The organism is Dictyobacter vulcani (assembly GCF_008974265.1).
GTDB classification, from domain to species: Bacteria; Chloroflexota; Ktedonobacteria; order Ktedonobacterales; family Ktedonobacteraceae; genus Dictyobacter; species Dictyobacter vulcani.
This window is the reverse complement of record NZ_BKZW01000001.1, coordinates 1,645,889-1,669,837: the sequence shown is the minus strand read 5'-3', so window position 1 is coordinate 1,669,837 and position 23,949 is coordinate 1,645,889. Positions and strand designations below refer to the sequence as shown.

At 50.3% G+C, this 23,949-nt stretch carries 25 protein-coding genes; 23 read left to right on the top strand and 2 right to left on the bottom strand.

Annotated elements, in window-relative coordinates:
- The first annotated feature begins 44 nt into the window (after nucleotides 1-44).
- From KDW_RS06950 to KDW_RS06865, 18 genes are all read left to right on the top strand, one after another.
- Nucleotides 45-2,054, top strand: a complete 2,010-nt coding sequence (locus KDW_RS06950; protein ID WP_151755284.1) for an ATP-binding protein — start codon at nucleotides 45-47, stop codon at nucleotides 2,052-2,054.
- A 154-nt stretch (nucleotides 2,055-2,208) separates the two neighbouring features.
- The gene (locus tag KDW_RS06945) at nucleotides 2,209-2,853 is read left to right on the top strand and encodes a response regulator (RefSeq protein ID WP_151755283.1); all 645 of its coding nucleotides are present in this window, start codon (nucleotides 2,209-2,211) and stop codon (nucleotides 2,851-2,853) included.
- Nucleotides 2,854-2,998: 145 nt separating this feature from the next.
- Nucleotides 2,999-3,568 (top strand): GNAT family N-acetyltransferase, encoded by a 570-nt coding sequence (locus KDW_RS06940; RefSeq protein WP_151755282.1) that lies wholly within the window; start codon nucleotides 2,999-3,001, stop codon nucleotides 3,566-3,568.
- Between the two features lie 89 nt (nucleotides 3,569-3,657).
- Nucleotides 3,658-4,272: a type 1 glutamine amidotransferase domain-containing protein gene (locus KDW_RS06935; protein WP_151755281.1), complete on the top strand. Its 615-nt coding sequence runs from the start codon at nucleotides 3,658-3,660 to the stop codon at nucleotides 4,270-4,272.
- A gap of 200 nt (nucleotides 4,273-4,472) precedes the next feature.
- Nucleotides 4,473-5,093, top strand: a complete 621-nt coding sequence (locus KDW_RS06930; protein ID WP_151755280.1) for a TlpA family protein disulfide reductase — start codon at nucleotides 4,473-4,475, stop codon at nucleotides 5,091-5,093.
- 13 nt (nucleotides 5,094-5,106) lie between these two features.
- Nucleotides 5,107-5,565, top strand: a complete 459-nt coding sequence (locus tag KDW_RS06925; protein WP_151755279.1) for a hypothetical protein — start codon at nucleotides 5,107-5,109, stop codon at nucleotides 5,563-5,565.
- 95 nt (nucleotides 5,566-5,660) lie between these two features.
- Complete coding sequence (locus KDW_RS06920) at nucleotides 5,661-6,116, top strand: cytochrome c maturation protein CcmE (protein WP_151755278.1); 456 nt, start codon at nucleotides 5,661-5,663, stop codon at nucleotides 6,114-6,116.
- Between the two features lie 9 nt (nucleotides 6,117-6,125).
- Nucleotides 6,126-8,159 (top strand): heme lyase CcmF/NrfE family subunit, encoded by a 2,034-nt coding sequence (locus tag KDW_RS06915; protein ID WP_151755277.1) that lies wholly within the window; start codon nucleotides 6,126-6,128, stop codon nucleotides 8,157-8,159.
- Nucleotides 8,156-8,746: a cytochrome c-type biogenesis protein gene (locus KDW_RS06910; RefSeq protein WP_151755276.1), complete on the top strand. Its 591-nt coding sequence runs from the start codon at nucleotides 8,156-8,158 to the stop codon at nucleotides 8,744-8,746. The genes KDW_RS06915 and KDW_RS06910 overlap by 4 nt, the downstream gene beginning before the upstream one ends.
- The gene (locus KDW_RS06905; RefSeq protein ID WP_151755275.1) at nucleotides 8,746-9,105 is read left to right on the top strand and encodes a hypothetical protein; all 360 of its coding nucleotides are present in this window, start codon (nucleotides 8,746-8,748) and stop codon (nucleotides 9,103-9,105) included. The genes KDW_RS06910 and KDW_RS06905 overlap by 1 nt, the downstream gene beginning before the upstream one ends.
- A complete protein-coding gene (locus KDW_RS06900; protein WP_151755274.1) occupies nucleotides 9,083-10,312 on the top strand; it encodes a carboxypeptidase-like regulatory domain-containing protein in 1,230 nt (409 codons plus the stop codon). The genes KDW_RS06905 and KDW_RS06900 overlap by 23 nt, the downstream gene beginning before the upstream one ends.
- Complete coding sequence (gene ccmA, locus KDW_RS06895; RefSeq protein WP_233097646.1) at nucleotides 10,309-11,085, top strand: heme ABC exporter ATP-binding protein CcmA; 777 nt, start codon at nucleotides 10,309-10,311, stop codon at nucleotides 11,083-11,085. The genes KDW_RS06900 and ccmA overlap by 4 nt, the downstream gene beginning before the upstream one ends.
- Nucleotides 11,082-11,768: a heme exporter protein CcmB gene (locus tag KDW_RS06890; protein ID WP_151755273.1), complete on the top strand. Its 687-nt coding sequence runs from the start codon at nucleotides 11,082-11,084 to the stop codon at nucleotides 11,766-11,768. The genes ccmA and KDW_RS06890 overlap by 4 nt, the downstream gene beginning before the upstream one ends.
- Before the next feature lie 71 nt (nucleotides 11,769-11,839).
- Nucleotides 11,840-12,586, top strand: coding sequence for a cytochrome c biogenesis protein (locus tag KDW_RS06885; protein WP_151755272.1), 747 nt, complete (start codon nucleotides 11,840-11,842; stop codon nucleotides 12,584-12,586).
- A gap of 18 nt (nucleotides 12,587-12,604) precedes the next feature.
- Nucleotides 12,605-12,757: a CcmD family protein gene (locus tag KDW_RS06880; protein WP_198925212.1), complete on the top strand. Its 153-nt coding sequence runs from the start codon at nucleotides 12,605-12,607 to the stop codon at nucleotides 12,755-12,757.
- A 1-nt stretch (nucleotide 12,758) separates the two neighbouring features.
- Nucleotides 12,759-13,259, top strand: coding sequence for a DUF3054 domain-containing protein (locus KDW_RS06875; RefSeq protein WP_151755270.1), 501 nt, complete (start codon nucleotides 12,759-12,761; stop codon nucleotides 13,257-13,259).
- Nucleotides 13,260-13,553: 294 nt separating this feature from the next.
- Nucleotides 13,554-14,660 (top strand): DUF4097 family beta strand repeat-containing protein, encoded by a 1,107-nt coding sequence (locus KDW_RS06870; RefSeq protein WP_151755269.1) that lies wholly within the window; start codon nucleotides 13,554-13,556, stop codon nucleotides 14,658-14,660.
- A gap of 181 nt (nucleotides 14,661-14,841) precedes the next feature.
- On the top strand, nucleotides 14,842-16,077 hold the full coding sequence (locus KDW_RS06865; RefSeq protein WP_151755268.1) for a DUF4097 family beta strand repeat-containing protein: 1,236 nt from the start codon (nucleotides 14,842-14,844) through the stop codon (nucleotides 16,075-16,077).
- Nucleotides 16,078-16,235: 158 nt separating this feature from the next.
- Here KDW_RS06865 and KDW_RS06860 read toward each other — a convergent pair whose 3' ends face one another.
- Both KDW_RS06860 and KDW_RS06855 read right to left on the bottom strand, forming a co-directional pair.
- Nucleotides 16,236-17,306 (bottom strand): hypothetical protein, encoded by a 1,071-nt coding sequence (locus KDW_RS06860; RefSeq protein ID WP_151755267.1) that lies wholly within the window; start codon nucleotides 17,304-17,306, stop codon nucleotides 16,236-16,238.
- Between the two features lie 65 nt (nucleotides 17,307-17,371).
- Nucleotides 17,372-18,250 (bottom strand): trypsin-like peptidase domain-containing protein, encoded by an 879-nt coding sequence (locus tag KDW_RS06855; protein WP_162005019.1) that lies wholly within the window; start codon nucleotides 18,248-18,250, stop codon nucleotides 17,372-17,374.
- 617 nt (nucleotides 18,251-18,867) lie between these two features.
- Between KDW_RS06855 and KDW_RS06850 the strand changes: the two genes are divergently transcribed.
- The 5 genes from KDW_RS06850 to KDW_RS06825 all read left to right on the top strand — a co-directional run bounded on the left by KDW_RS06850 (nucleotide 18,868) and on the right by KDW_RS06825 (nucleotide 23,919).
- On the top strand, nucleotides 18,868-19,881 hold the full coding sequence (locus tag KDW_RS06850; protein ID WP_162005018.1) for a hypothetical protein: 1,014 nt from the start codon (nucleotides 18,868-18,870) through the stop codon (nucleotides 19,879-19,881).
- Nucleotides 19,847-21,118: a DUF2851 family protein gene (locus KDW_RS06845; RefSeq protein WP_151755264.1), complete on the top strand. Its 1,272-nt coding sequence runs from the start codon at nucleotides 19,847-19,849 to the stop codon at nucleotides 21,116-21,118. The genes KDW_RS06850 and KDW_RS06845 overlap by 35 nt, the downstream gene beginning before the upstream one ends.
- A 474-nt stretch (nucleotides 21,119-21,592) precedes the next feature.
- Nucleotides 21,593-22,396, top strand: coding sequence for a pseudouridine synthase (locus KDW_RS06835; RefSeq protein ID WP_151755262.1), 804 nt, complete (start codon nucleotides 21,593-21,595; stop codon nucleotides 22,394-22,396).
- A 72-nt stretch (nucleotides 22,397-22,468) separates the two neighbouring features.
- The gene (gene cmk, locus KDW_RS06830) at nucleotides 22,469-23,155 is read left to right on the top strand and encodes a (d)CMP kinase (RefSeq protein WP_151755261.1); all 687 of its coding nucleotides are present in this window, start codon (nucleotides 22,469-22,471) and stop codon (nucleotides 23,153-23,155) included.
- Nucleotides 23,152-23,919, top strand: a complete 768-nt coding sequence (locus tag KDW_RS06825; protein WP_151755260.1) for a lysophospholipid acyltransferase family protein — start codon at nucleotides 23,152-23,154, stop codon at nucleotides 23,917-23,919. Before cmk ends, KDW_RS06825 begins: the two co-directional genes overlap by 4 nt.
- Nucleotides 23,920-23,949 lie beyond the last annotated feature (30 nt).

Genomic DNA, 23,949 nt, shown 5'->3' with positions numbered 1-23,949 from the left:
GAGCCAGTTACACTTCATTACCAGGCGGGAAAGGGTTGCTTTGGATGTCCTCTTTCACTGAACAAAATCACGATAAAAATTCCGGCGGTCTGTGGATTGCCGAAAATGCGCTGACACTTGCTAAAGATGTTGCGAGGAGTACTGAACGCATTCCGGCAGGATTTACACGCGAGTATCAAGCGCTTGCCGAAATGTGCGCGAGTATGAGCAGTGGCTTTATGCTGCTGAATCCTCATGAGCGTGTCACATACTCAAATGAAAGCGCGTTACGCTTGTTGCGGGTCGCGGGCTCTGATCCTGCTACCTTGCAGCATTTTGATGTGCATAAACATTTGCTGTCTCTGGCCGCCGATCCACAGCAGGCGCAGCCAGAATTGGATCAGGTCTGGCAACACCTGGATCAAGAATATTCCGCCGATCTTTCACTGGCCGATGCGGCCGCGAACTGGCTACGAGTACGCAGTTTTCCTGTCCGTGACGAGCAAGGTACCTTGCTGGGTCGTGGTGTCCTGCTCGATGATGTAACCCTGGAACGCTCGGCCTCAGATTCCCGTGCCGAGACACTGATGATGGCGGCCCACGAGTTTAAGACCCCACTGGCCATTATCAAAGGGTGCGCCACCACTTTGCTGGGAGGCTCCGCTCGCTGGGATCCCGCGATGCAGCGTGAGATGTTGCAGATGATTGATGCCCAGTCTGATCGCCTGTATGATGTGTTGAATACCTTGCTGGATGTCTGGCGTTTTGACGCTGGCACGCAGCCCTTACGCCTTTCCCAGGTACAACTTTCAGAATTGTTGATGCAACTGGTCAAGCGCTGGCAGAACCAGGCTCCAGACCATCGTTTCGTGCTGGATCTGTCCGAGGGATTGCCTGCCATTACCTGTGACGCCCTGCGTATCGAGCAAGTCTTGAATCATCTCCTCAATAATGCGGCCACATACTCGGCGGCGGGCAAGATTGTTCGTATCCTGCTGGACTCGAATGAGGAAGAGGTGCGGATCAGCGTCAACGATGAGGGTGTCGGTATTGCGAGCGAGCATCTGGATCGTATTTTTGATCGCTTTTATCGCATCGAACATGCCAGCAAAGCGCACACCTTTGGTCCGGCTCGTCGCGAGCCAGCCAGTGCTGGTCAGCAGAATGGCAGTGGTCTCGGACTCTCCTCGGCGCGGGCGACCATCGAGGCCCATCATGGACGCATCTGGGCTGACTCGGCTGGTCCTGGTCAGGGCGCAACCTTCTCCTTTACCCTGCCTCTGACCTCACAGCGCGTCCTGCCACAGACAGCAGTGCTGGATGAGCCCGAAGTAGCCACTGCGCAGCAACGTAAGACGCGCACTTCATCCTTAAATCCGGGACGCTATGTGCGTGTCTTGCTGGCTGAGAACGATGGTCGCCTGGCCCGCTATATCCGCGCCAATCTGGAAGAACAACAATATCGTGTTCAGGTAGTCAGTCATGGCATCCAGTTTTTACGCCAGCTGGAGATGGAGGAGCCAGATATCATCCTGCTCTCGACACGGCTGGCAGATATGAGTGGTATTGAACTGCTACAACGTATGCGTGAGTTCTCAAATGCTCCTGTGATGATGCTTTGTGATGCCTGTGAAGAAGATGAACGTGTCCAGCTTTTAGACCTGGGTGGTGATGATCTGGTCCTCAAGCCCTTTGGTATGAAAGAGTTGCTGGCCCGTGTGCGCGCTATCTTGCGCCGGCAGGCACCGCCTTCCGAACATACACAGAACCAGACCATCTTCAGTACCGGCGAATTGACCATCGACTATGCTCAGCATCTGGTGACCGTGCGTGGGAGCGCTGTGCAGCTCAGTCGCACCGAGTATAAACTGTTAAGTACACTGGCCCAGAATGTCGGCATGGTGGTTACTCACGAACTGCTGCTTGAGAAAGTCTGGGGACCTGAATATAATCGCGATATTGATTTTATCTGGGTCTATATCAGCCGTTTGCGCCGTAAAATAGAGTCCAACTCGCGCCGACCTGAATATATCCTGACAGTACCTGATGTTGGTTATAAATTAGCCCGGTGGTAAATTCAGTTAAATTATTCTATACTTAAAAAACATTCAGGTTGTTGTAAGGGGATCTTGCCGGGAAGCAAAGATATTGTAATGTATGCCTCGTATGCTTAAGGAAGTAAAGCAACACTATTTGTCTGATTGACTTTGTAGCGATCGAGGTGCATATATGTCGCAAGGGCAGAAATTATCAGCTGCAACGGTACTAGTGCTGGAAGCTGACCCTTTGATGCGTCGCCTGATTACACTTGGTTTACGGCATCGGGGTTTAGAGGTAATCGAGGCGACATCTTTAGCAACTATTTCTTCAACCGATCTACAGGCGCTGGATCTACTGATCCTGGACGTCGATGATGGCGTTACCTGTGATTGGACGCTGCTGGAAGCCGTGCAGTCCCATCCAGAACTCTCAGATCTACCCTCAGTTGTGCTCTCCTGGGATGCCCCCATGGCGGAGCCGCGTGAGGCATTGACCTCCACACCTCAGTATGTCAGTGTCAGTAAGCCGTTTGATGCGCGTGCATTGCACGAGGGTGTTGATCATCTCTTGCAGGCCCGCATACGCGAGCAGAACGAACGCCTGGCCCAGGCCGAAGCCGTGCTACTGGCGGCATATCACAAAGATAGCCCTCCCAGCATCTGGCCTGCCCTGACCGCGGCTGGTGTCTTTCTGGCGCTTATCGGGTTAGTCTGGCAGTTTGCGATTGTCTTAATTGGCCTCGCCATCATCGTCACCGGACTCCTGCTCTGGACGCTGGGTTCTCACTCTCAAGTCGAGAAAGCCCCCGAGATCGCTTTTAGTGTTGGCAAATAAAGAAACCATTGGCCTTTCTTTGAACCTTGCCTTAAGCCTGCAAAATTTGGATGTATGCTGCCATGAATACCGGGTTGCGATTTCACTTCTCGCTGGGATATGCTGATGGCGATAGGTAGCCAGCAGACTTGAAAGGATATATTGGATGGAGATTCGACCTGCCCGCAAAGCTGATTCCGCCATGGCGATTCCATTGATATTGCAAGCAAATGGTGATATCGCGACCACCTTAACTGGAAGTGACCAGATGCCGGAAATTCTGCAGATCATGACTTCTTTCTTTGAGGGCGAGGAAAATCGCTTAAGCTATCAAAATACACTGGTGGCGGAAGAGGATGGGCATGCGGTTGGCATCTTGATTTTGTATCACGGCAGCCAGGCAGCCGTTTTGGATCGTCCGCTGATTGAGCGTTTACGTCAGCTGAAGCAGGATCCTTCATTGACGCTGGATAAAGAGGCTGATGAAGATGAGTGGTATATTGATACCCTCTCGGTTTCTCCTACTTACGCTGGTCGCGGTATCGCTACGGCTTTAATCGAGGCCGCTGAGGAGCGTGTCCGACCTGCTGATGGTGAGGCTAAAATCGCCTTGCTGGTAGACAAAGACAATTACCGCGCTTATCGTCTCTACCAGCATCTTAACTATCAGCAAGACAAAGTGGTGCAGATCTATCAGCATCCATTCCTTCATATGGTGAAGGACCTTTACAAATGATATTGCTGAGACACCTTTCTCTTTGATGGCCCGTATAAGACATGTCAATAGTTCAATGTAGAGTCAGGTAGATGGAGAAAGGTAGAACTATGCAAACGAGTGGTAAAAAATTAGATGGATTACGTGTGGCTATTCTGGTTTCCGATGATTTTGAACAGGCAGAAATGACCGAGCCACGTAAGGCACTTGATCAGGCTGGTGCGACCACAAAGATTATCGCCCCTAAAGCTGGTCAGGTACAAGGTGTAAACCATGACGAGAAAGCAGATAGCTTTCCTGTTGATATGACCCTCGATCAGGCTAATCCCAGCGATTTTGATGCAGTCCTCCTTCCTGGTGGCGCGATCAATGCAGACACTATACGTATGGAGCCGAAAGCGCGGGATTTTGTGCAGCAGATAGATAAAAGTGGTCGGCCCATGGCTGTGATCTGTCACGCGCCGTGGCTGCTCATCTCATCGGGATGTGCCAAAGGACGTACTTTAACCAGCTACTACACGATACAGGATGATATCCGCAATGCAGGCGCTAATTGGGTAGATAAAGAGGTTGTCCGTGACCGTAACCTGGTCACCAGTCGCAGTCCTCAGGATCTGCCAGCCTTTAATGCGGCGATTGTCTCTCTCTTTGCTGAATACAAAGAGAAGGGTGCGATCTCGGCATCGAGCAGTACACAGTCACCACAGGATATTATCTCAGCCTGAGATGACTGCTTAACAAAAAAAGAGCTTCACCATGTCAATTGACAACGGTGAAGCTCTTTTTTTTGTTTCTTTATACGGCAGGCTGAGCACAAAAACGTTCAGGTCTTTGTAAGGTGCTGGTGAAGGCTTGCAAGTTGACTATCAGGCTCAAGCACCATAATCAAACTGTTGTTTTTTAGTATGCGAGAATCGGACATTGTATGGAAACAAATCAAGCGACAACCAATCCTAAATCGCGTAAGCGCAGTATTATTGTCTTTGTCGTGACAAATATTTTAATTATTGGCGTGCTGGTCTTGCTATGGACGCAGTTAACCACACCCGCATCGAATGCCACGCGGCATACATCGCCAGATGATACGTTGATTAGCGCAGGCGATGCCCCGAGTCCTTTGATCGGTAAGGCGGCTCCCTCTTTTGCATTGTCCACCATTAATGGCAATAATAAAAGTGTTAGTCTGGCCGACTATAAGGGCAAGCCAGTGATCATCAACTTCTGGGCATCCTGGTGCGATCCCTGCGTGCGTGAGACGCCTTTCTTGCAGCGCTCCTGGCCTGATCTCCAATCCAAAGGCATAGAGTTATTAGGCGTGGATGGTGGGGAACCGAGCAGCGCGGGCATCAAATTCTTACAGAAATATGGTGTAGGCTACACCAATGTTGCAGATACCGTAGGTGGTGATACACTTATCTCTTATGGGGTTACAAATAAGCCTGAAACGTTCTTCATTGATCGTAACGGTAAGGTTGTTGCCCACTGGATTGGCGAGATTGATGCAGCAGGTCTGCAACAAGAATTAGCAAAACTTCAGGGAAAATGAGGCCACAGGTAATATGTGGGAGATACAGTGGTTTGTGCGCCTTGTGCATATTCTGGCTGCAAGCGCCTGGGTAGGTGGTAGTTTTATGTATCTGGTTGTGGTGATCCCGGCTTTACGTAGTGGAGGACCCGCACCGGCGGTCGCGGCAAAAGTCGCGCAACTCTTTAAGAGCATGGTCAATATCTGTGTCGGTGTGCTGTTGCTGAGTGGAGTGTATCTCGCTTTTGATCGGCTCACACAGACTAACCTGGGCTTACCTTATATCATTGTGCTGGCCCTCAAGGTTTGGGGAGCATTGGGACTGTTTGTACTGGCAATGTATCTGGGACAAAGCAATATCCGGCGTCTGGCCCGGCGCACGACGCGACTCTCGAAGGCCGCACCACAACTGATGTTAGCCCTGGGCATCCTGGTATTTATCCTTGGCGCGCTACTCAATTCGCTTTTTGAACTGGCGATTGCGCGCTATTGAACGACATACTATGAAAAAGCAATCGTGAACGCCGCTTTATCGCGGCTAGCTTCGCTCACACGATTGAACAGCATTACATTGATGGAGGTCGTATTGTGCAGCCTGCTTTAAATGTTTCTACGGACGGGCAGAAGAAGACGGCACAGCCGCGTAAGCGTGTTCCGTTTAGCTTTATTCTGGCTGGTATCGCTATTCTTGGTGCGATGATTTATCTGGTGTATGCGAACACCCAGAGTAGCGCTGTCTATTATTTGACGGTACCTGAATTGCATCATTGCGCGGACTGCGTGGCCCGCTCGGTGCGTGTCTCGGGGATCGTGGAAAAGAATACTATTAAACGGAATGATCAGACTCAGAGCGTCTCTTTCTCTATTACGGATAGCAATCAGACGTTACCTGTCACCTATAGCGGTGTTGTGCCAGACATTTTCAAGCCTGGCGTTCAGGTGGTCGTAGAGGGACATTATACTGGCAGTGGCCCATTCGAGGCTCAGACCTTGCTGGCCAAGTGTCCATCGAAGTTTCAGTCTGCGACTCCTACAGCGAAATAAGGATTGACTGTGTATTTTTCAGATCTTGGCATTATCGCTCTTATTCTGGCCCTGGGCTTTGCTCTGTACACTGTCATTGCCTCAATTATCGGGGCAATGCGTTCTGCGCCACCATTGGTAGCCAGTGCAAAGCGTAGCCTGCTGGCCGTGACCTTCTTTCTCTTGCTGGCCTCGGGTGCCCTGGTGGTCTCGTTTTTAACGCATGATTTCGGGGTGAACTATGTCGCCGAGCATTCGAGTAGCTCGATGTCCTGGTACTTTGTCACGGCGGCCTTCTATGGCGGGCAGGAAGGTTCACTGCTCTACTGGGCATTTGTACTCTCGCTCTTCTCTGCCTTATTTGTCATCACTTCTAAACGGGCACCAGCGGCGCTTGTTCCCTATGTCATGGCGACCTTGATGGGAATTGAAAGCTTCTTCCTATTTATGCTGGCGACCCTGTCGAATCCCTTTGTGCGTTCGGCCGTGGCTCCAAAAGACGGCGCTGGCTTGAATCCTTTGTTGATGGATCCGGGTATGCTGGTGCATCCGCCGATGCTGTTGATGGGCTACATGAGTTTTTCGTTGCCTTTTGCCTTTGCTGTAGCGGCCCTGATTACTGGACGCCTGAATGCTGAGTGGTTGCGTTCGATTCGCCGTTGGATGCTGGCTGCCTGGACCTTGCAGACTGCTGGATTGCTGCTAGGAGCCTGGTGGGCCTATCATGTGCTGGGTTGGGGTGGCTATTGGAGCTGGGATCCGGTTGAGAATGCAGCGCTATTGCCATGGTTAACGGCGACGGCCTTCCTGCACTCAACAATGGTACAAGAGCGACGCGGGATGTTAAAGGTCTGGAATCTTTCACTGGTCATTGCCTGCTTTGCCCTCTCTATTTTTGGTACCTTTGAGGTGCGTAGTGGCCTGATCAGTTCGGTCCACTCGTTTGCCTATTCGGATATCGGGGCTTATTTCTTTGGCTTCCTGGCAGTGATAATCCTGTTTTCGAGTGCCCTCTTCTTTTTCCGCCTGCCTGCCTTGCGTGCCGAGCAGGAGTTTGACTCCATCGTTTCACGCGAGGGCGTGTTTCTGCTGAATAATCTCTTGCTGATTGGTATCACTTTCGCAACTTTATGGGGAACGCTCTTTCCACTGATCTCGGCTGCGTTCAGAGGCCAGACCATGACGATGGGACCACCATTCTATAATCAGGTGATCGCGCCGATGATTGTCCTGCTGGTCCTGGCGATGGGGATTGGACCGCTCCTGGCCTGGCGGCGCACCTCGCTATCGGCCCTCTGGCGCAACATCAGCGTGCCCGCCATCCTGGCGGCGTTGTGTGCCCTGATCTTACCTCTGCTGGGTGTGACGGATGTGGCGGCCAATATTGGCTTTACCGTCTGTACCTTTACAGGTGGGGCTATTCTGTATGAAATCTGGCGCGGTGCCAGGGTACGCCATCGCCATGGTGAATCCTATCCCAAAGCGGTCTATATGCTCTTCCAGCGCTATCGGCAGCGTTATGGTGGTTATATTGTGCATCTGGGACTGGTCTTCCTGGTAGCTGGCATTATCGGTTCACACTACTTCCAGCAGCAGAAAGATGCCACACTCAAACCGGGACAGGATATGAGCGTGGCGGGATATCGCTTTACCTATCTGGGCAATATTGACGAAAAGGCCAGCGATAAAGAGACGATCTCGTCCCAGGTACAGGTCTGGCGTGACGGCCAGTTGCAAGGCTATCTGTATCCCGGGCGTGTAATCTACGCTACTTATCCTGATCAGCCAACCAGCGCCATTGAGATCAAGACCTTTGTGGCCACTGATGTCTATGTGTATCTGGCGGATTGGCAAGGGGCCGCCCAGGCTACGATCCGTGTCTTTATTAATCCTCTGGTCCCATTTGTCTGGTGGGGAGGACTCTTGATGATTCTGGGTGGCATCCTTTGCTGGTGGCCTGCTCGTCGCCGATTGGCTAGCGCGGTGCGAACACGTGAAACGAAAAAGCCAGAGTCAGTAGTGGAGAAGCCGGCTGAGGTTGCAGATGGAGGGGTGATCGCATGAAGGCAAGAAATAGTTTACAGCAGAAACGTTCACTCTTACTCTTACTGGCTACTGTGGCTCTGATCGCGGCTGTCTGGTCCTGGTTGTTCTTTGCAACACCCAGCCAGCCATCAGTTGATCAGCGGGTGCATGACATTGCATCCCAGTTGCGTTGTCCGGTTTGTCAGGGAGAGTCGGTCGCGGATGCCCCATCAGGACTGGCGTTGCAGATGCGTGGCATTATTCGCCAGCAGGTCCTGGCGGGCAAATCTGATTCAGAGATTATCCAATATTTTTCCAGCCGTTATGGCGAAGGCAATATTGTCTGGGTACCACAATGGCAGGGCTTTACCCTGCTGGCCTGGCTTGTCCCGATTGGACTGCTGCTGGCCGGCTTTCTCTTCCTCTTCCTGGTCGTACGCGATTGGCGCAAAGATCCTGGTCTTGCTCCAGCAGGTTTAGCCAGGCCACAACCGGCTGCTGGCGGCGCAAATTCAGCGTCCCTGAGTGAGGAAGATGCTGAACTAGAGCGCTATCGTGCACAACTGGAACAAGAACTTGCTAGCGATGATCCGCTTTTCAGCCGATCCATAAAGGAGGCAAACTGATGGCGTTGATATTCGCAATTGTACTGGGTATGCTGGCCCTCGCCTTTGTGCTTTATCCCTTATATCGACTGCCGGTGAAACGTAAGCAGGCCGATGTCGTCGAGGCCGAGTCAACGGTAGCCGCGACCGAGCTGGTGGAGCGCGAACATTCAGCCCGTTCGGCTATTCAAGAAGTCGAGCTGGATTATCAGCTAGGGAACATTGAGGAGACCGATTATCGCTCTTTACGCGAGCGCTATATGCGTCGAGCCCTCACCGCCTTGAAGTCTCGCTATGAGCGAGAGCAGGAGATTGATACAGAGATTGAAGAGCAGTTACAAAAATTAAAGGAGTCCTATGCGAAAACTGATCAAGAGTAGCATGCTTGTTCTCTCACTGCTCTCGCTTTTACTGGTATTCTGGCAGAATCCTGTGGCGTATGCAGCTGAGACTGGCCAGATCTCTGGTCGGGTTCTGGATCTGACCAATCAACGCGCTCCGGTTGCTAACCAGCTGGTGACCTTACAGATGGCACAGGGGAGCAATTCGCGGGATGTGGGTTCAGTCAAAACCGATGCACAGGGAAAATTCTCTTTTACCAAACTGGCAACCGACCAGACCATCAGTTATGTACTCTACACGCGTTTTCAGAATGCCCAATATATCAGCAAAGCAGTGACGCTGAATGATAAATCCAGTCAGGTGGCCGATGTTGAGGTCTATGAAGCTACTACCAGTACTGCTAATGTGGCCATTGTCCAATCCACTGTTTTGATCCGCCAGGCAGATCCGTCCAGGGGTGTGCTCAATGTGTCGCAGCTTTTCTCTTTCCAGAATCTGGATAAGAAGACCTATGTTGGATCATTGAACGCCAGTAAAGGCAAGCCCAACGCGCTCTTTTTCTCCTTACCAGCTGGCGTTAAAAATATCACGCTGGGTAATGGATTCTCCGGCTACCAGGTGCTTCAGGTGCCAGAAGGCTTTGCTTCGGATGCAGCCTTGCAGCCCGGTACGAACGAATTCTCCTATTCGTATGAGGTACCTTATAGCAGTTCCACCTATAACTTTACCTATCAAACCTTATATCCAACGGTTGTACTCTCCATGCTCGTTGATCCAGGCTTGCATGCCAGTTCTAAAGATGTGACCTCTAGTGGGGTCGTCAATGCCGATAATCATGCTTATCATGCCTTTAAAAGTTCGGTTCTACCTGCCCATAGTCGCGTCACGCTGGCGCTAGATGGATTGGTGGTGCCCACCGCTAATGATAATTCGCCTTCATTTAACGCAGGCTTGATCTGGTTATTTGTCGGATTGCTGGTCCTGGTGGCGTTGGTGGTGATGATCTTATTTCTGGTACGAGCTCGACGTAAACGTCAGGTCAGTCCAGCTCAACAGAAAATTACGAACACGAAGGCTCCCGAGGCCGAGGGCAGTGCTGAACAGACCCTGTTACAGGAACTACTGGCACTTGACAAAGAATATGAAGCTGGCAAAATCAATCAGGAGCGCTATGAAAAAGAGCGCAATAAGACCAAGGCTCGTTTGCGGACGCTGATGAGCGAAAAGGAGAGTGCGCAGCGATGAGCAGGCCTGTGAAGGGTACAGCAGCTGTCCAGCCATTAGATCTTGCGGCTTCAGATGAGAAAACTACGGTCGCCATGGCGATTGAGCTTTCTCATCTGAAGAAGAGCTATGCCCTGAAGCCTGTGTTGCGCAATATTGATCTGGTCTTGCCGCGTGGCCAAAGGCTGGCTCTGCTGGGTGCAAATGGAGCAGGAAAAACCACTCTTCTGCGCATCCTGGCTGGATTAAGCAAAGCTGGTTCTGGTACGGTCTTTATCGAGGGACTGGACAGCCGCTATGAGCTACAGGAGATCCGACGCCAGATTGGTTTTGTGGCCCATCAGCCTTATCTGTATGAAGAATTGACGGTGCTGGAGAATTTGTTGTTCTTTGGCCAGCTTTATGCTGTCGCGCAGACACGCGAGCGAGCCATGATGCTCTTGCAGCGTGTGGGGATGGAACGACGCTCTAACGAGAGGATTCGTGCCCTGTCACGCGGACAGGTACAGCGTGTTGCCTGGGCCAGAGCCTTACTGCATGCGCCGAGTCTGTTGTTGTTGGATGAGCCTGATACCGGACTGGATCAGAATGGTAACCAGCTGGTCCAGGCCTTGCTGGACGAACATACCGCTCGGGGTGGGAGTATGCTTTTCACCACCCATAATCTGGAACGCGCCCTGTCCTGGAGTGATCGCATTGTTATTCTGGCTGGTGGACGCGTCGTCTATCAGCATGAGACTGCCAGCCTGACCCATGAAGAACTCGTCCAGCGCTATCAGGAGGTTGTCAGATGATGGCACGGCTCTTTTTTAGCCAGCTCTGGGCGGTCCTGTGGAAGGATATTCGTTATGAGCTACGCAGCAAACAGACCTGGATCGGGATGGGGATGTTCGCCCTGTTGGTCCTGGTGATTTTTAACTTCACCTTTGATCTGCATGCCAGTACTGTGACCTCTATCGCTCCCGGGGCACTCTGGGTAGCCTTTATTTTTGCCAGCCTGTTAGGCCTGGGGAGGACAGTGGCGGCGGAACGTGAGCAGGGGATGCTGGATCGGTTGTTGTTGACACCGGTGGATCGTAAAGCTATCTATCTTGCGAAACTACTGGGAAATTTGCTATTTATCGGAGTAGTCGAAATTATTGCGTTGCCAGTTTTCGCGATCCTGTTTAATTTGCCCATCTGGCAGGGAACAACCTTGCTGGCATTGATCCCGATTGTATTGCTTGGAGCCCTGGGCATCGCCGCGGTGGGAACGCTGTTTTCGGTCATGGCGGCGACCACACAGGCCAAAGAATTATTATTGCCGATTCTGGTTTTTCCACTGGTTGTGCCTGTTGTGATCAGCGCTGTGCGGGCCACCACCCTGTTACTGGTGCCATCGGTCAACGAGCCGCCATGGGTGGGTCTGTTGATCGCCTTTGATGTGATTTTTCTCAGCGTCTCAACGCTGCTATTTCAATATATTGTCGAGGAATAATCAAGCTAAGACTATGAGGACTCTAGACGGTGTCGTATCTGGCCATAGGAGTCCTGTTGAGGAGCATTTTTATGGCTTTAGCAAATCAGCTACCTGATGCAAAGGGGCAACCTGTCCAGCGTCGCCAATCCGCACAAGGACAGTCGCGCTGGCCGCTTGTTTCGCTCATCCTGGGAGGACTGACCGCAATCACGTTGTCCCTGTCACTCTGGATGATTTTTTTCTATACTCCTGTGGATGCCCTACAAGGTGTGACTCAGCGCATCTTTTATTTTCACGTGCCAACGGCCTGGGTGGGAATGCTTTCATTTATTATCCTTGCGGTTTGCGGCATTATTTATCTCTTCAAAGCAGACGAGCGACTGGACTGGCTGGCACGGGCGGCGGCAGAAGTCGGGGTGGTTTTTCTGACGATTACGTTGATCCTTGGCTCATTATGGGGCAAACCCATCTGGGGTGCCTGGTGGGTCTGGGATGCACGCCTGACCGCGACGTTGATTCTCTGGTTTATGTACGTTGGCTACATCATGTTACGCAGCTATATGGGACCTGGCAGTGAAGGGGCACGCGCTGGTGCTGTGATTGGCATTATCGGAGCCATCGACGTGCCGATTATTTATCTCTCAGTCAACTGGTGGCGTGGACAGCATCCAGCTGCCCAGTTGAATCCAAAAGGGGATCTTCCACCGCAGGCCGTGATAACCTTGCTGGTTGCACTGGTGGCGATTACCCTGCTCTATGCATTTATGATGGTACAGGCTTACCAGTTACAGCGCTTACAGGCATTGGCGCAGCAATTGCGTGCCAGTGTGGAATAAATAAAGAGGACAAAAATCGTGCAAACATATTTGATCATTGCTTATATCGTTGCCTGGCTGGCCATCTGCCTTTATCTGGCCGTCTTAGCCATGCGGCTCCGTGGCGTCCGTACCGAACTGGCTGCCGTAGAAGAACTGGTACGCGAGTATCAGCAAGAGAAAGAGGATTAACATGGTTGTAAAAGAGAACACACGTGAAACTACCTCGGCGATCCAGGCCAGCAAGCCCACCAATAAATTAGAGGCACGCCGCCTCTGGACAGTGGTATTTGGTGACATTCTGGTCTTTATTATTTTCGCGGTAATTGGTCGCCAGAGCCATGGGGAAGATACTGGTCTTAGCGCATTCCTGCGCGTCATCTGGACCGCATTGCCTTTTGCGTTAAGCTGGTTTTTGATTGCTCCTTTTATGGGAGCTTTTCGTCGTGAACTCATGAACGAGCCCAAGCAAATGGCGCGCAAAACAGGTCAGGCCTGGGTTGCTGCATGGCCACTTGGTGTTGTGCTGCACTTTATTTTTGAGCAACATCTGCCTACCGTCGTATCCGCCCTGACTTTTGGTCTCGTCACATTGGTGACCAATCTGGTCTTCTTGTTTGTCTGGCGTATTCCATTTGCTATGACCAACCATACCAAAGATACTCAGGCCTCGCTGGCTCCCAGGAAAAAATAAATTTGCTAGCGAAAAGCAATTGTGTGAGCGATGCTCATGAGGGCGTCTAAATAGTCAGGCAAGGTCCCTTTTTCCCATCCTACTTCGTTGTAATGTAGTACAATACTGGTAAACACATCTGACGAAGCAGGATGGGATTTGTCTTCTCGTTTTGCTGGTAAACATAACATCTACTTATATTTTATTTGAGTGAGTGGTAGCAAAAAATCATACATGAGATGTATGGATGTGGGTTAACAGAAGCTTACCAATTTGATTGTGATTTCCGGTATGTTGTAGAAGTGGGGAGCAAGCATGGACAATCAAAAAGCATCATTTGAAGATTCACCCGAATCCAGGCCACCTTTCAGGGGACATGCAGATCCTACCCATCCCATTAATGTTGATTCCTATCGGCAACTACACTGGGAGGAGCAAGAAACTGTCCCTTCTCTTCAATTGTCAGATGGCTATAAAGGCTCCGCAGACGGTTTTTCTCACCACCAGGCCTCTGGCGAAAAACTGATTCCTGTCCGGCGTTCTTCGATTATCAGTACCTGTATAAAGTTTATTCCTCCGGCCCTGATTATATTTCTCCTCATTTTTCTGTTTTCTGGCGGCGGTAATCTGCTTAAAGGGCTGGTCCTCGCTAAAATACCCATCGTCCAACATGTGCCAATTAGCCTGCCAGCTCGTGTGCTTATCCGTAGTCAACGTGGTCAGGTGCATATTCATACCGGTAGTGCAAATATGGTTACCATTACCACGAACAGAGCGACTCCAGCCTGGAGCTTTGGTGCCAGACCTGGCATGAATGTAGATGAGAATGTGGTTGATAATGGTCATACCGTGCTCATCAATGTAGCAAGGACGGAAGAGCATGCTCAACAGAATGAGCAGGGGATCAATCTGGATGTGGCAGTGCCGCCAGGAATCGATATTCAAGCTATCGTCCAGCATGGTTCCGTACACATTGAAGGTGTCAGGGGAACCATGAATATCGAGGCCAGCGGCTCGATTAACGCGCAAAATGTGAATAGCGCCAGTGGGCGGATCACTTTTAAATCGCATGATGGAGCAATCGATGTTGACCAGCTTGGGGGTCAGGCTTTTTTCACGACATATCAGGGGCATATAGAAGTTGTCAATGCCCACCTGACAGGCCTTTCGCGCATGAATACCCAGGATGGCAAAATTGCCTTTGATGGCAATGTAGATCCTGAAAGTACCTATAGCTTTGGGACTCGAACGGGAGCTGTCGAGGTTTCACTTCCCTCCACCGCCAGCTTTGCCTTACACATTTTTGCTGGAAGTGGTGCTGTGGATAATGCCTTTGAAAGTGCTTTTGTCGGCCCTGTCCCACGTGCGCAGATTGAGATTGTTTCCATATCTGGCAATGTGGAGATCAATGAAAATAATTAAGCTCCCCATCTGATCAATGTTGTCTTTAGTTTTGTTCTTGCCACTCCGATTGTGGGTAGTAGGGGCGCAGGTTGTAGGGTCGAATTATGCTGTGGGTCTGGCATTCAGAACATGCATAACCTTATCCAGTCTATGGAAAACTGCAGTTCTGCTTGCTTAGAAACACATGGAGGGGCAAGTAATGAGTAAACCAGATTCCTTTTATCTTGAAACAGGCGAAAAAGCTACTAGAAGGCAGAAACAACAGAAAAAGGCTTCTCAGTCGAAGGATCAGGCAGAGCAGACGGAAATACAGGAACCGCTGATTGCTCATGATCCTGCTTCTGACGAGGTTGTGACTGAACCAGAGGTAGCTGAAGCCGCTGCTATAGAACCTGTTGCGAGCGCACCGATTGATGCATCAGAAAATGGGCTGATTGAGCCAGCCGAACATGGAGTGGCAGAACAACCGGCTGCTATGGAGGCAGGAACACCCATACCACCTCCACCGAATGCAAACATAACATCCCCATATGGTTTTGCTGGTCGCCCGCCCGCCCGCGATTGGCGTTTCTCACGAACAGAGGAGAACGGTCTGGGGCGTATTCTGCTGATAACACTGGCGATCGCGCTGGTTGCTGGACTGCTTGTGGTGGGCTTGATCAATAAAATGGGTACCCAAAATGCGACTGAAAATTACTTTTTTCAACCACAGGCACGTCAGAAAATTATTATCAATAATGATACCGGCGCGATCCATATCCATGGTCAGCTCACGGGACCGTTTGGCTTTCAGGTCAGCAAATATTCTGAGGGCATGGGACTGGGTTTAATCAGTTCAGAAGTAACGTACAACCAGGATGGAGCTAAGACTATTGTCAATGCTCGCTTACAGCCAGACTTTGCGTTTGCTGGTTCGCGTGGAATTGATATTGATGTAGCTGTGCCGCAAACGGCTGAGGTGGAGGCATATACCATCACGGGCACCATTACTGTGACTGGCACAGTTGGCCAGGTTTCTGCTCGGACAAATACTGGCTCAATTGAGGTAGAGAATAGTAGTGGTCGGATGACGCTTCAGGCGGAAACAGGATCTATTGCGGCGCATAACGTCAAAGGCCAATTAATCATGAAAACGAGCCAGGGAGATGTAGAAGAGCATCAGGTGCAACTCAGTAATCAATCCTCAGCGGTCGTTGGCAATGGCGCGATTACTTTTAATGGGAGCCTTGAGCGAAACGGCAGCTATCGTTTCACGACTACGAACGGACCAATCAATCTGTCATTACCATCAACGGCAGCTTTTCACTTGATCCTTGATAATAGCACTGGACCGGTCACAAATGATTTCGGTCACCTGAGTTATGGTAGATATCCCCAGGCTCAAATTGTTCTCCACACCCAGCGCGATGCGGTTGCGGTGCACAAATTAAAGTAATTGCTCCCACACAAAAATAGCGTGAGCGCTGCTGGAGCGAGGCGTCTGAGTAAAGACATATGTATAGTGGTAGAGATAAAAAGCGTGCGTCTGGCATTTCACCAGACGCACGCTTTTTATCTCTACCACTGCCTCATCAAGGAATAATGATACTCTTGTTAGTCATTTGTTGGCTGAGGCGAGTCAATTTGATGATTGAGATTACCCGTTATCTTTGCAGATGGCACCCGTATCCGGGGAAGTTTTTGTGTCATCTCGATTTTCTCGGGCTGCGCCTGTTGGTTGGTCAGTTCCAGATCTTTTTCGTTTCCGGTCACCGGAGCAGCGGTTGCAGCGGCCATAGTAGGAGCATCTTCATGGCCTATGTGCTGATCTGGTATCTCTACCGGCCACTGTTCCATTCTTTCAACCTGAGTATTGTTCGCGTGGATCCCATTATCCCCTTCACTCTCTCCAGTTGGAAAGTATGCTTGTACGGGATTATCAGCGTTATTGGGGCCCTCAAATGCTTGCTGCTGTGTATTTGCCTCATTGGAAGAATGTGTGGGCTCAGCAATCGCTACATGATCATCTGATGGTTGCACCGGGTAAGAATGCTGTTGTGAATTTTGCCAACCAGGCACTGGTTGTGGAGTTTGTGGCACCTGTGGCTGAGCAAACTCCATCGGCCGGGCTGGTGTAGCTGTCTGATGATAAAATCCTGGTACTTGTGGTGGCTGGGGTTGTACTCCATTGCCTGTATAGCCTGCGTAACCAGTTGGATAGGCTGGATATGTAGTACCTGTAGGTGCCGTTTGCGTATTGGTCTGATAGGCCAGTTGTGGTTTGGGCCGACGCGACCAGACGAACCAGATCAGGATTGCGAGCAAGAGAATTACAATACCGATGATGATTAACGCAGTAATCAGGGGCATCAGATAGTTATTGGGTGTGGATTTTTCTGGTAGCTTTTCGTGCAAGGATTGGCTGGACGTATAATCCATGAACGGATTGACTGCCTGGAAATCAGGATAATCTTGTTGTAATTTATGGAAACCCGCATATGCTTGATGCCAGTGATTGTTGCCATTGCTGGTATAGCTTTTGAATGCCTGTTCCCAGGCTTGTTGAAATTTGCCAGGTTTGAGATCCAGATTAAGACCGGTCAATAACTGGTTGGCACTGTTACCTGCCTGTAGGAAGCTCGTACCAATGGGTGCCTGTGCAAATTGATTGTAAAAGCTGACCACGCCGACGATATTTCCCTGTTTATCGAGCGCAGGGCCACCGCTATCGCCATGCTCTACATTTCCCCCTACCTGAATAACCTGACCACCCCCCCAGATGTTTTAATTGAGCTGACATAGATTTTATTGACAGAAGAGGTGAGAAAAGATGTTGGATCAGGCGTCTGAGGATCACCCAGATCACCATTGCCAGGAAAGCCAATAATTGTTAACTCATCTTGTTGTGATACATTCGAGGAATCGCCAAGGTGAACCGATGGGGTATCATCCATATTGATATGAATGATTGCGACATCTTTCTCATCAACTGCGCTCTCTTTTTTGATCTGATCGACACTTGCATGGAGATTCTGTGAAACCTCAGAGAGTTTGGTGGCATTTATGACGCCGGCATAGTCTTTGCTGAGATACACCTCACTGGTTGGCTTCTTATAGCTGGACGTCGAGCGAAAAATGCCATAATGCATATTTGCATATGTATCTTGATCAGTGTATGGGGTAGTTGGATGGAATGTCTGATTGACGTAGTCAGCGACATCCTTCGCTGCCGTCATCTCTAGAACATCATCCATCGATTTATCACGTGGAGGCTGGATGACATGGTCGGCCGTCAGAATATCGCCGTGAGAGCTAATAAACGTTCCACTCCCGGAAAGTTTCAGGTTATAATTCCCTCCGCTAAGAGGGAATGTCGCGCTTTGCTGATCGGTAAAATGGACTGTCAACCGGCCACCGAGAGTGGTAATAATGCGTACCACTGCGGGTTTTGCGATATCCACTGCACGTATAACTGGATTAGAGACATCTCCACCCGGTGTTGTTTCTGCCAGGGCTCGGCCTGGAGCCAGAAGAATGCTGAAAATAGAAAGAAGGACTATAGAAAGAGAAAGGACCAGTTTTTTTCTTTTTACTGAATAGAATAGTGCCATAAAAAATGTGTTACGCATTATGACCTCTTGCTTCTCATTGATATCGAGAAGATGTATCATACCAATTTGCACATACATTTCGCTGCATAGAAAGATTGGCTTCTACTGTTGTAGCGTTGCAAAGTCGTTTCCTCATGGGGGTAAAAAGTTTGCTTGCGTAAATCTTTCTTTTGTATCTTATTCCTGGATTGTTCCTGTTTGTCTGCAAGTCATCATACCGTAGTCTATCGCGCTTGTCTACTTTTACAACTGAATTTCTCAGAGAATATCTGGCTCCCATCCCAATAGGAGTAGTGAGCCTGACGCAACACCATAAAAACCACTGTGAGAGCACCGTGTGGCGCGAGACTCATGCATGTTTCTTTTAGCTCTCAAGGAAATGTTTCCATCGCTTTGGTATACGTTAAGACGTATATGAACGATAAAAATGTAAATTTATAGATGCTTTGCATAGGAAATAAGGGGCAGCATCTTTAGAAAAGGTACGAATAAGTATGGTATGCTGGAATGCGTCTACCTTCTGGTTGTCGGGGAGTGTTAATGAGTGAGGTTGGTTGATGGTTGGCGTATTGGTACGTTCTTTGACTACTTTGTATGAAGTAGAGTTTGCACACACCGCCTGGAGGATGGCCTATATGAGCAGTTCTCACTCGTCTTCCCCGAAAGAGAAAGCAATTTACAGCAAGAAAAAGTTTAACAAGCGCAAGCGACACTTGGAAGAGCGTTTGCAGAAAGCTCGTGCCGCGCAAGAAAGAAGCGAGGAGCGTTTACGTCTGGTGCAGGAACGATTACAGGTCAAAGTAGTACGTGTACAGAGGCTAGAGCATCGGCTGCAAGAACTGAATGCTAACCGGAAGGGCAAAGATAGGCAGGCTTTTGTGGAACGGATCGGGAGTGGATCATCTGTATTTGCTGGGGATGTTGTGTCTATATCAGTACATGAAGAGCACGTCAACGAGCGGGCCGCAGAGATAGTGCAGGAGGCTCAAGCCCTGGCCCGCGATGCGCGGGAGATTGCGCTGCTGGCTGAAGACGCTGCCCGTCTGGCTGTTGAACGTGCTGAGTATGCTGAGTTGCGCCTCGAACAATCCAGTATGGGACGGCACCTCGGGGAAGAATATGAGCGCATGCAGACGGAGGCCGAACGAGCGCAAATTTTTGCCCGTGAGACGGCCCAGGCAGCCGAAGAGACCGAGCAGCTGCTTTCAACTTTTGTACCCGAGGGGGATAATATTTTTGTAGACAGTGAAGTCGAAGAATTTTCTACTGGTGGAGAGATTAGCAACGAAGAAATACTGGAGAACAATGGTATGTTTGACAGCATTGATAAAGACGAAGATGCCTTTGCCGCAGTTGCCTCACTTATCCTCGCAGATGCCGAAGCCGATCAGGCGGCGGAATCTGAGGCTTTACTAGGGGCTGGTCGTGAGCATACACAGGATATTCAGGCATTGCTCAAGCAGGCGCAGCATACATTAGCGCTGGTTCGTGCAGCTGTTGAGGAAGGGACGCTGACTGGAGACGATGCGGTACGCGCTTTGTGCGCTGCCGAGATGGAAGTGACCCATACGCGGTCCCTGCTCAAGAATGTGGAAGAGGGGTTAGAAGAGCGAGATGATGATAATGAGCACGATCCAGAGGTGCAATAGCGCTCTGGCTGAGATGCCACCTGTACGGTTGGCCCTGGCCAGAGATCAGATTTATGAGCGCAAAGCGCCATATGAACGTGAGGTGGTCGAGCGTTGGTGGGCAATACCGCGTTTAACCTGTCTACCCCTACAGAATGGTAGCTGGTGTCAGATTCTCTTTGCTGGCCGGCCAGGGGGAGCCGTGGGACCTGATGTACGAGATGCTATCGTACGTTTCCTGCCTGCCCCTGTCGATATCAATAACTCTGAACCTGGTGCTCATGAACAGGTTGTTGGGGATGTGGAATTTCATGTTCATACCAGCGATTGGCGTGTCCATCGTCATGAATATGATGCCCGGTATAATACCGTTCTTCTGCATGTGGTCCTCTTCTGTGATGATGCCAGACCCACGCGCCGCCAGGATGGAGTGGAGATTCCCGTCTGCTCATTGGCTGACGTTGTCATCAGCAGCAATAGAAGACGTACTCTACCGGCTATCGCCATCCAGCTTGATGGTTGGCCCTGCCAGCGCCGATTGAGCGGATTGAGCATTCAGGAGCAAGAGCGTTTATTACAGCGGGCTGGCCTGCTGCGTTTCGAAGAAAAGAGCCATCATTTTCTTGAAGAATTGCACAAAGGGTACTCAGCAAGGTCAGAGCTGGATATCTATGATACCTGTCTTTTCCTGGCACTGGCTGAGAGCCTGGGCTATGGTCGCGATCGAGAGCTATTTCGTGCACTGGGAGCCCAACTCCTCTGGAAACATGTCCCCTTGCCTGAGCCGTCAGGACATACGCTCCGACCCTCGCCCCTGGATCGCGCGCGCCTTCAGATGCTGTCCAGGCTATTTGAGCGCTGGCGGGTGCCTGGTATCTGGCACACCTTGCGTCGTAACTTGCTTCCTGAAGTCGCAAAAACTGATACAGCTCTGTTATCAGACCTGAGGGCAGGCTTTTGTGAACTGGGTCTGAGTCTTGCGCGCACCGATATCGTATTGTGCAATGCTGTCTTGCCTTTTGCCTATGCCGTCGCTCTGCTCGAACAGCATACGCTCCTGGCTGAGCGTGTCCAATCCCTCTATCTGCAGCATCCCGGACTCTCATCCAATCGCATTACACGCAGTATGTGCCTGCAGCTAGGATTATCCAGAGAACCACGTGGAAGTTGCCGGCAGCAAGGATTACACTATATCTATCAACACACCTGCCGTGAGAAGCTCTGTAGCAATTGTATGTTGGGCATTCAGCGCATTTGAGCTCGCTTTATCTTTGGAATCTCGCTGCGTCTATCTTAATTGTCAAGCGTGAAAAATATATAAATAGAAGCGAGATAATCATAATGAACAATCAATCAACACCGTTACCACCCTGTCCGTTATGCAGTGTAGATGGTAGTTTTCGGCAATGGCGAAACATCACGGGACATGGCGATCATCTAAGAGTACTGAGTGATGCACATACCTTCATGGGCTCAAATGTTTCAGCTCTGGTCTGCACAAATTGTGGGAATGTTCAGCTCTTCGTGAATCCTGATGATTTCAAGCGTGGATAGCCAACTTCAATGGACCAATAGCTGCTAACTTGCCGAATCCGCTGAGATGGTGTAGTTTAAAGAGCGCTCCATCGCCAACTTTCTGGTTGTGTGTTGGAATGTTGTATATATCTTGAAGCTATCACCAGAACTGCCGCAACAAGCGTGCTGATAACTGCATGATAGGAAAGCTGAGTCTATGAGCGAGCAGAAACCAGAGCAAAAATCCGAGTCCGAAAATACGGTAGCCGGTGAACGGCTATCGCGCTTTTTAGCCCATGCCGGCGTGGCATCGCGTCGTCATGCTGAAGAGTTAATTACCGCCGGGCGAGTGCAAGTTAACGGTCAAACCATTACAGCCCAGGGTGTCCGTATTGATCCCGAGCAGGATCAGATCAGTGTGGATGGCAAAGTTATCCAGGCGGCCACGCAGAAAGTTTATCTATTGGTCCATAAGCCCGCTGGTTATGTCAGCACAGCTCATGATCCGCAGCATCGGCCAACGGTCCTTGCTCTGGTACCGCCTGAGATCCGCCGTCTGCGCGTCTATCCTGTGGGCCGGCTGGATATTGATACCAGTGGGTTATTATTGTTGACCAATGATGGGGACTTTGCCTTACAATTAACCCATCCCCGCTATTCAACCCAGAAACACTATGAAGCGCTGGTCCAGGGCAATCCAACGCCAGAAGCACTGGAAGCTCTGCGCCAGGGTGTCACGATCCATGAAGATGATGGTAGCCTCTATCAGACCTCGCCAGCACAGGTACGGGTATTGCGGCAGAGTGGAGCAGGGACCAGCCTGATTTTAACGTTGCACGAAGGCCATAAACGCCAGGTGCGTCGGATGTTACGTGCAGTAGGATATCCTGTGCGGCAATTGATTCGCGTCGGTGTGGGAAATCTGACCCTTAAAGGCGTGGCACAGGGCCAATGGCGACACCTCACCGCTGCGGAAATACACCAGCTGACAAAAGAACATGTTCCTGAGAAGCAATCATAATCCTCCCTCCCAACGTGGCTACATATGATATAATCGGTTCAGTTATGATTATCATCAATACGCGGAGGATTCATGTCTGGGCCACAATGTATAGCAATAGACGGACCGGCAGGCTCGGGAAAAAGTACTGTAGGTGAACAACTTGCCCGTCAATTGGGCTATCTTTATGTAGATACTGGGGCTATGTATCGTGCAGTGGCCTGGCTTGCGCTTCATAAGGATGTGGATATTAATGATGGTCCTGCCCTGGGAGAGCTGGCACAGCAAGCTAATATCGTGATTAGCCATCCCCATATCAATGACGGGCGGCAATATACCGTACAGGTAGATGGACGAGATATCACCTGGGATATTCGCGATGCGAATGTTACACGTTCAGTCTCGGCTGTCTCTTCCCATCCTGAAGTACGCAAACTGTTGATTACTCAACAGCAGGCTATGGCCAGGGAAGGACAAGTGGTGATGGTTGGGCGGGATATCGGCGCGGTGGTCCTACCTGATGCTGAACTCAAAATTTATTTAACTGCCAGTCTGGCTGAACGGGCACGGCGGCGGCATGCGGAGCTAGTTGAGCGAGCAGGTGGCAACGCTGATAATGTTCCCTCGGCGGAAGTTCTCATGGCTGATATTGAGCGTCGAGATGCTATCGATCATGATAATATGCAGCCTGCGATTGATGCTATCGTGATTGAGACCGATTATTTGACTGTGCCGCAGGTATTAGCTACTCTCGCCCCATATGTGGAGGATACAGTATGAAGCAGGACATAAATGCTGCCGATTCTTCAACAAACGCAGCCGCTACTGCAAAAAACCAATCACCAAAGAAGCCAGAAAAAAACTTATATGAGCCCTATTCAACCCCACGTGTGTTGTATGAAGCGATTCGTTTCCTGGCCAAAGCGGTTTTCTTTCTGGTAGCACGTGTCCATTTGCGTGGACGCTACAATTTGCCGAAAAAAGGTCCATATATTATCGCCTCGAACCATATTTCATGGACGGACGTTCCATTGGTGCCTTCTTATGTTCCTGGTAAAGTTGTCTACATGGCCAAGGAAGAAAGTTTCCATAGCAAGGTAGGCTGGTTGGTTCGCTTTCTCGGTGCTTTCCCGGTTAAGCGTGGTGAAGGTGATCGCCAGGCGATCCGCGCCGCACAGGAACAGTTGAAGCAGAAAAAAGTCTTTATCATCTTTCCTGAGGGAACGCGCAGCAAAACCCATACACTAGGAAAAGCACACGCTGGCCTGGGTATGATTGCCTTGCGTTCAGGCGTGCCGGTAATTCCTGTGGCAATCTGGGGTAGTGAGAACGCCCTGAAAAAATTTGGCGCCCATGTGACCATCTCTTATGGAGAGCCGATGTTGCTAAAGCCCAAAGGTAACAAGATTACGCGTGAAGATATTGCTGATGCGACCGAACAGGTGATGCAACGTATCGCGGAGATGTTGCCTGAGCGCTATCGTGGTGAATATGCGGATAATGCTACCACACCACCATCCATTGATACCACCTCGGTGAACTAAGCACGTTTCAGTCTTGAGTGCTACCAGTAC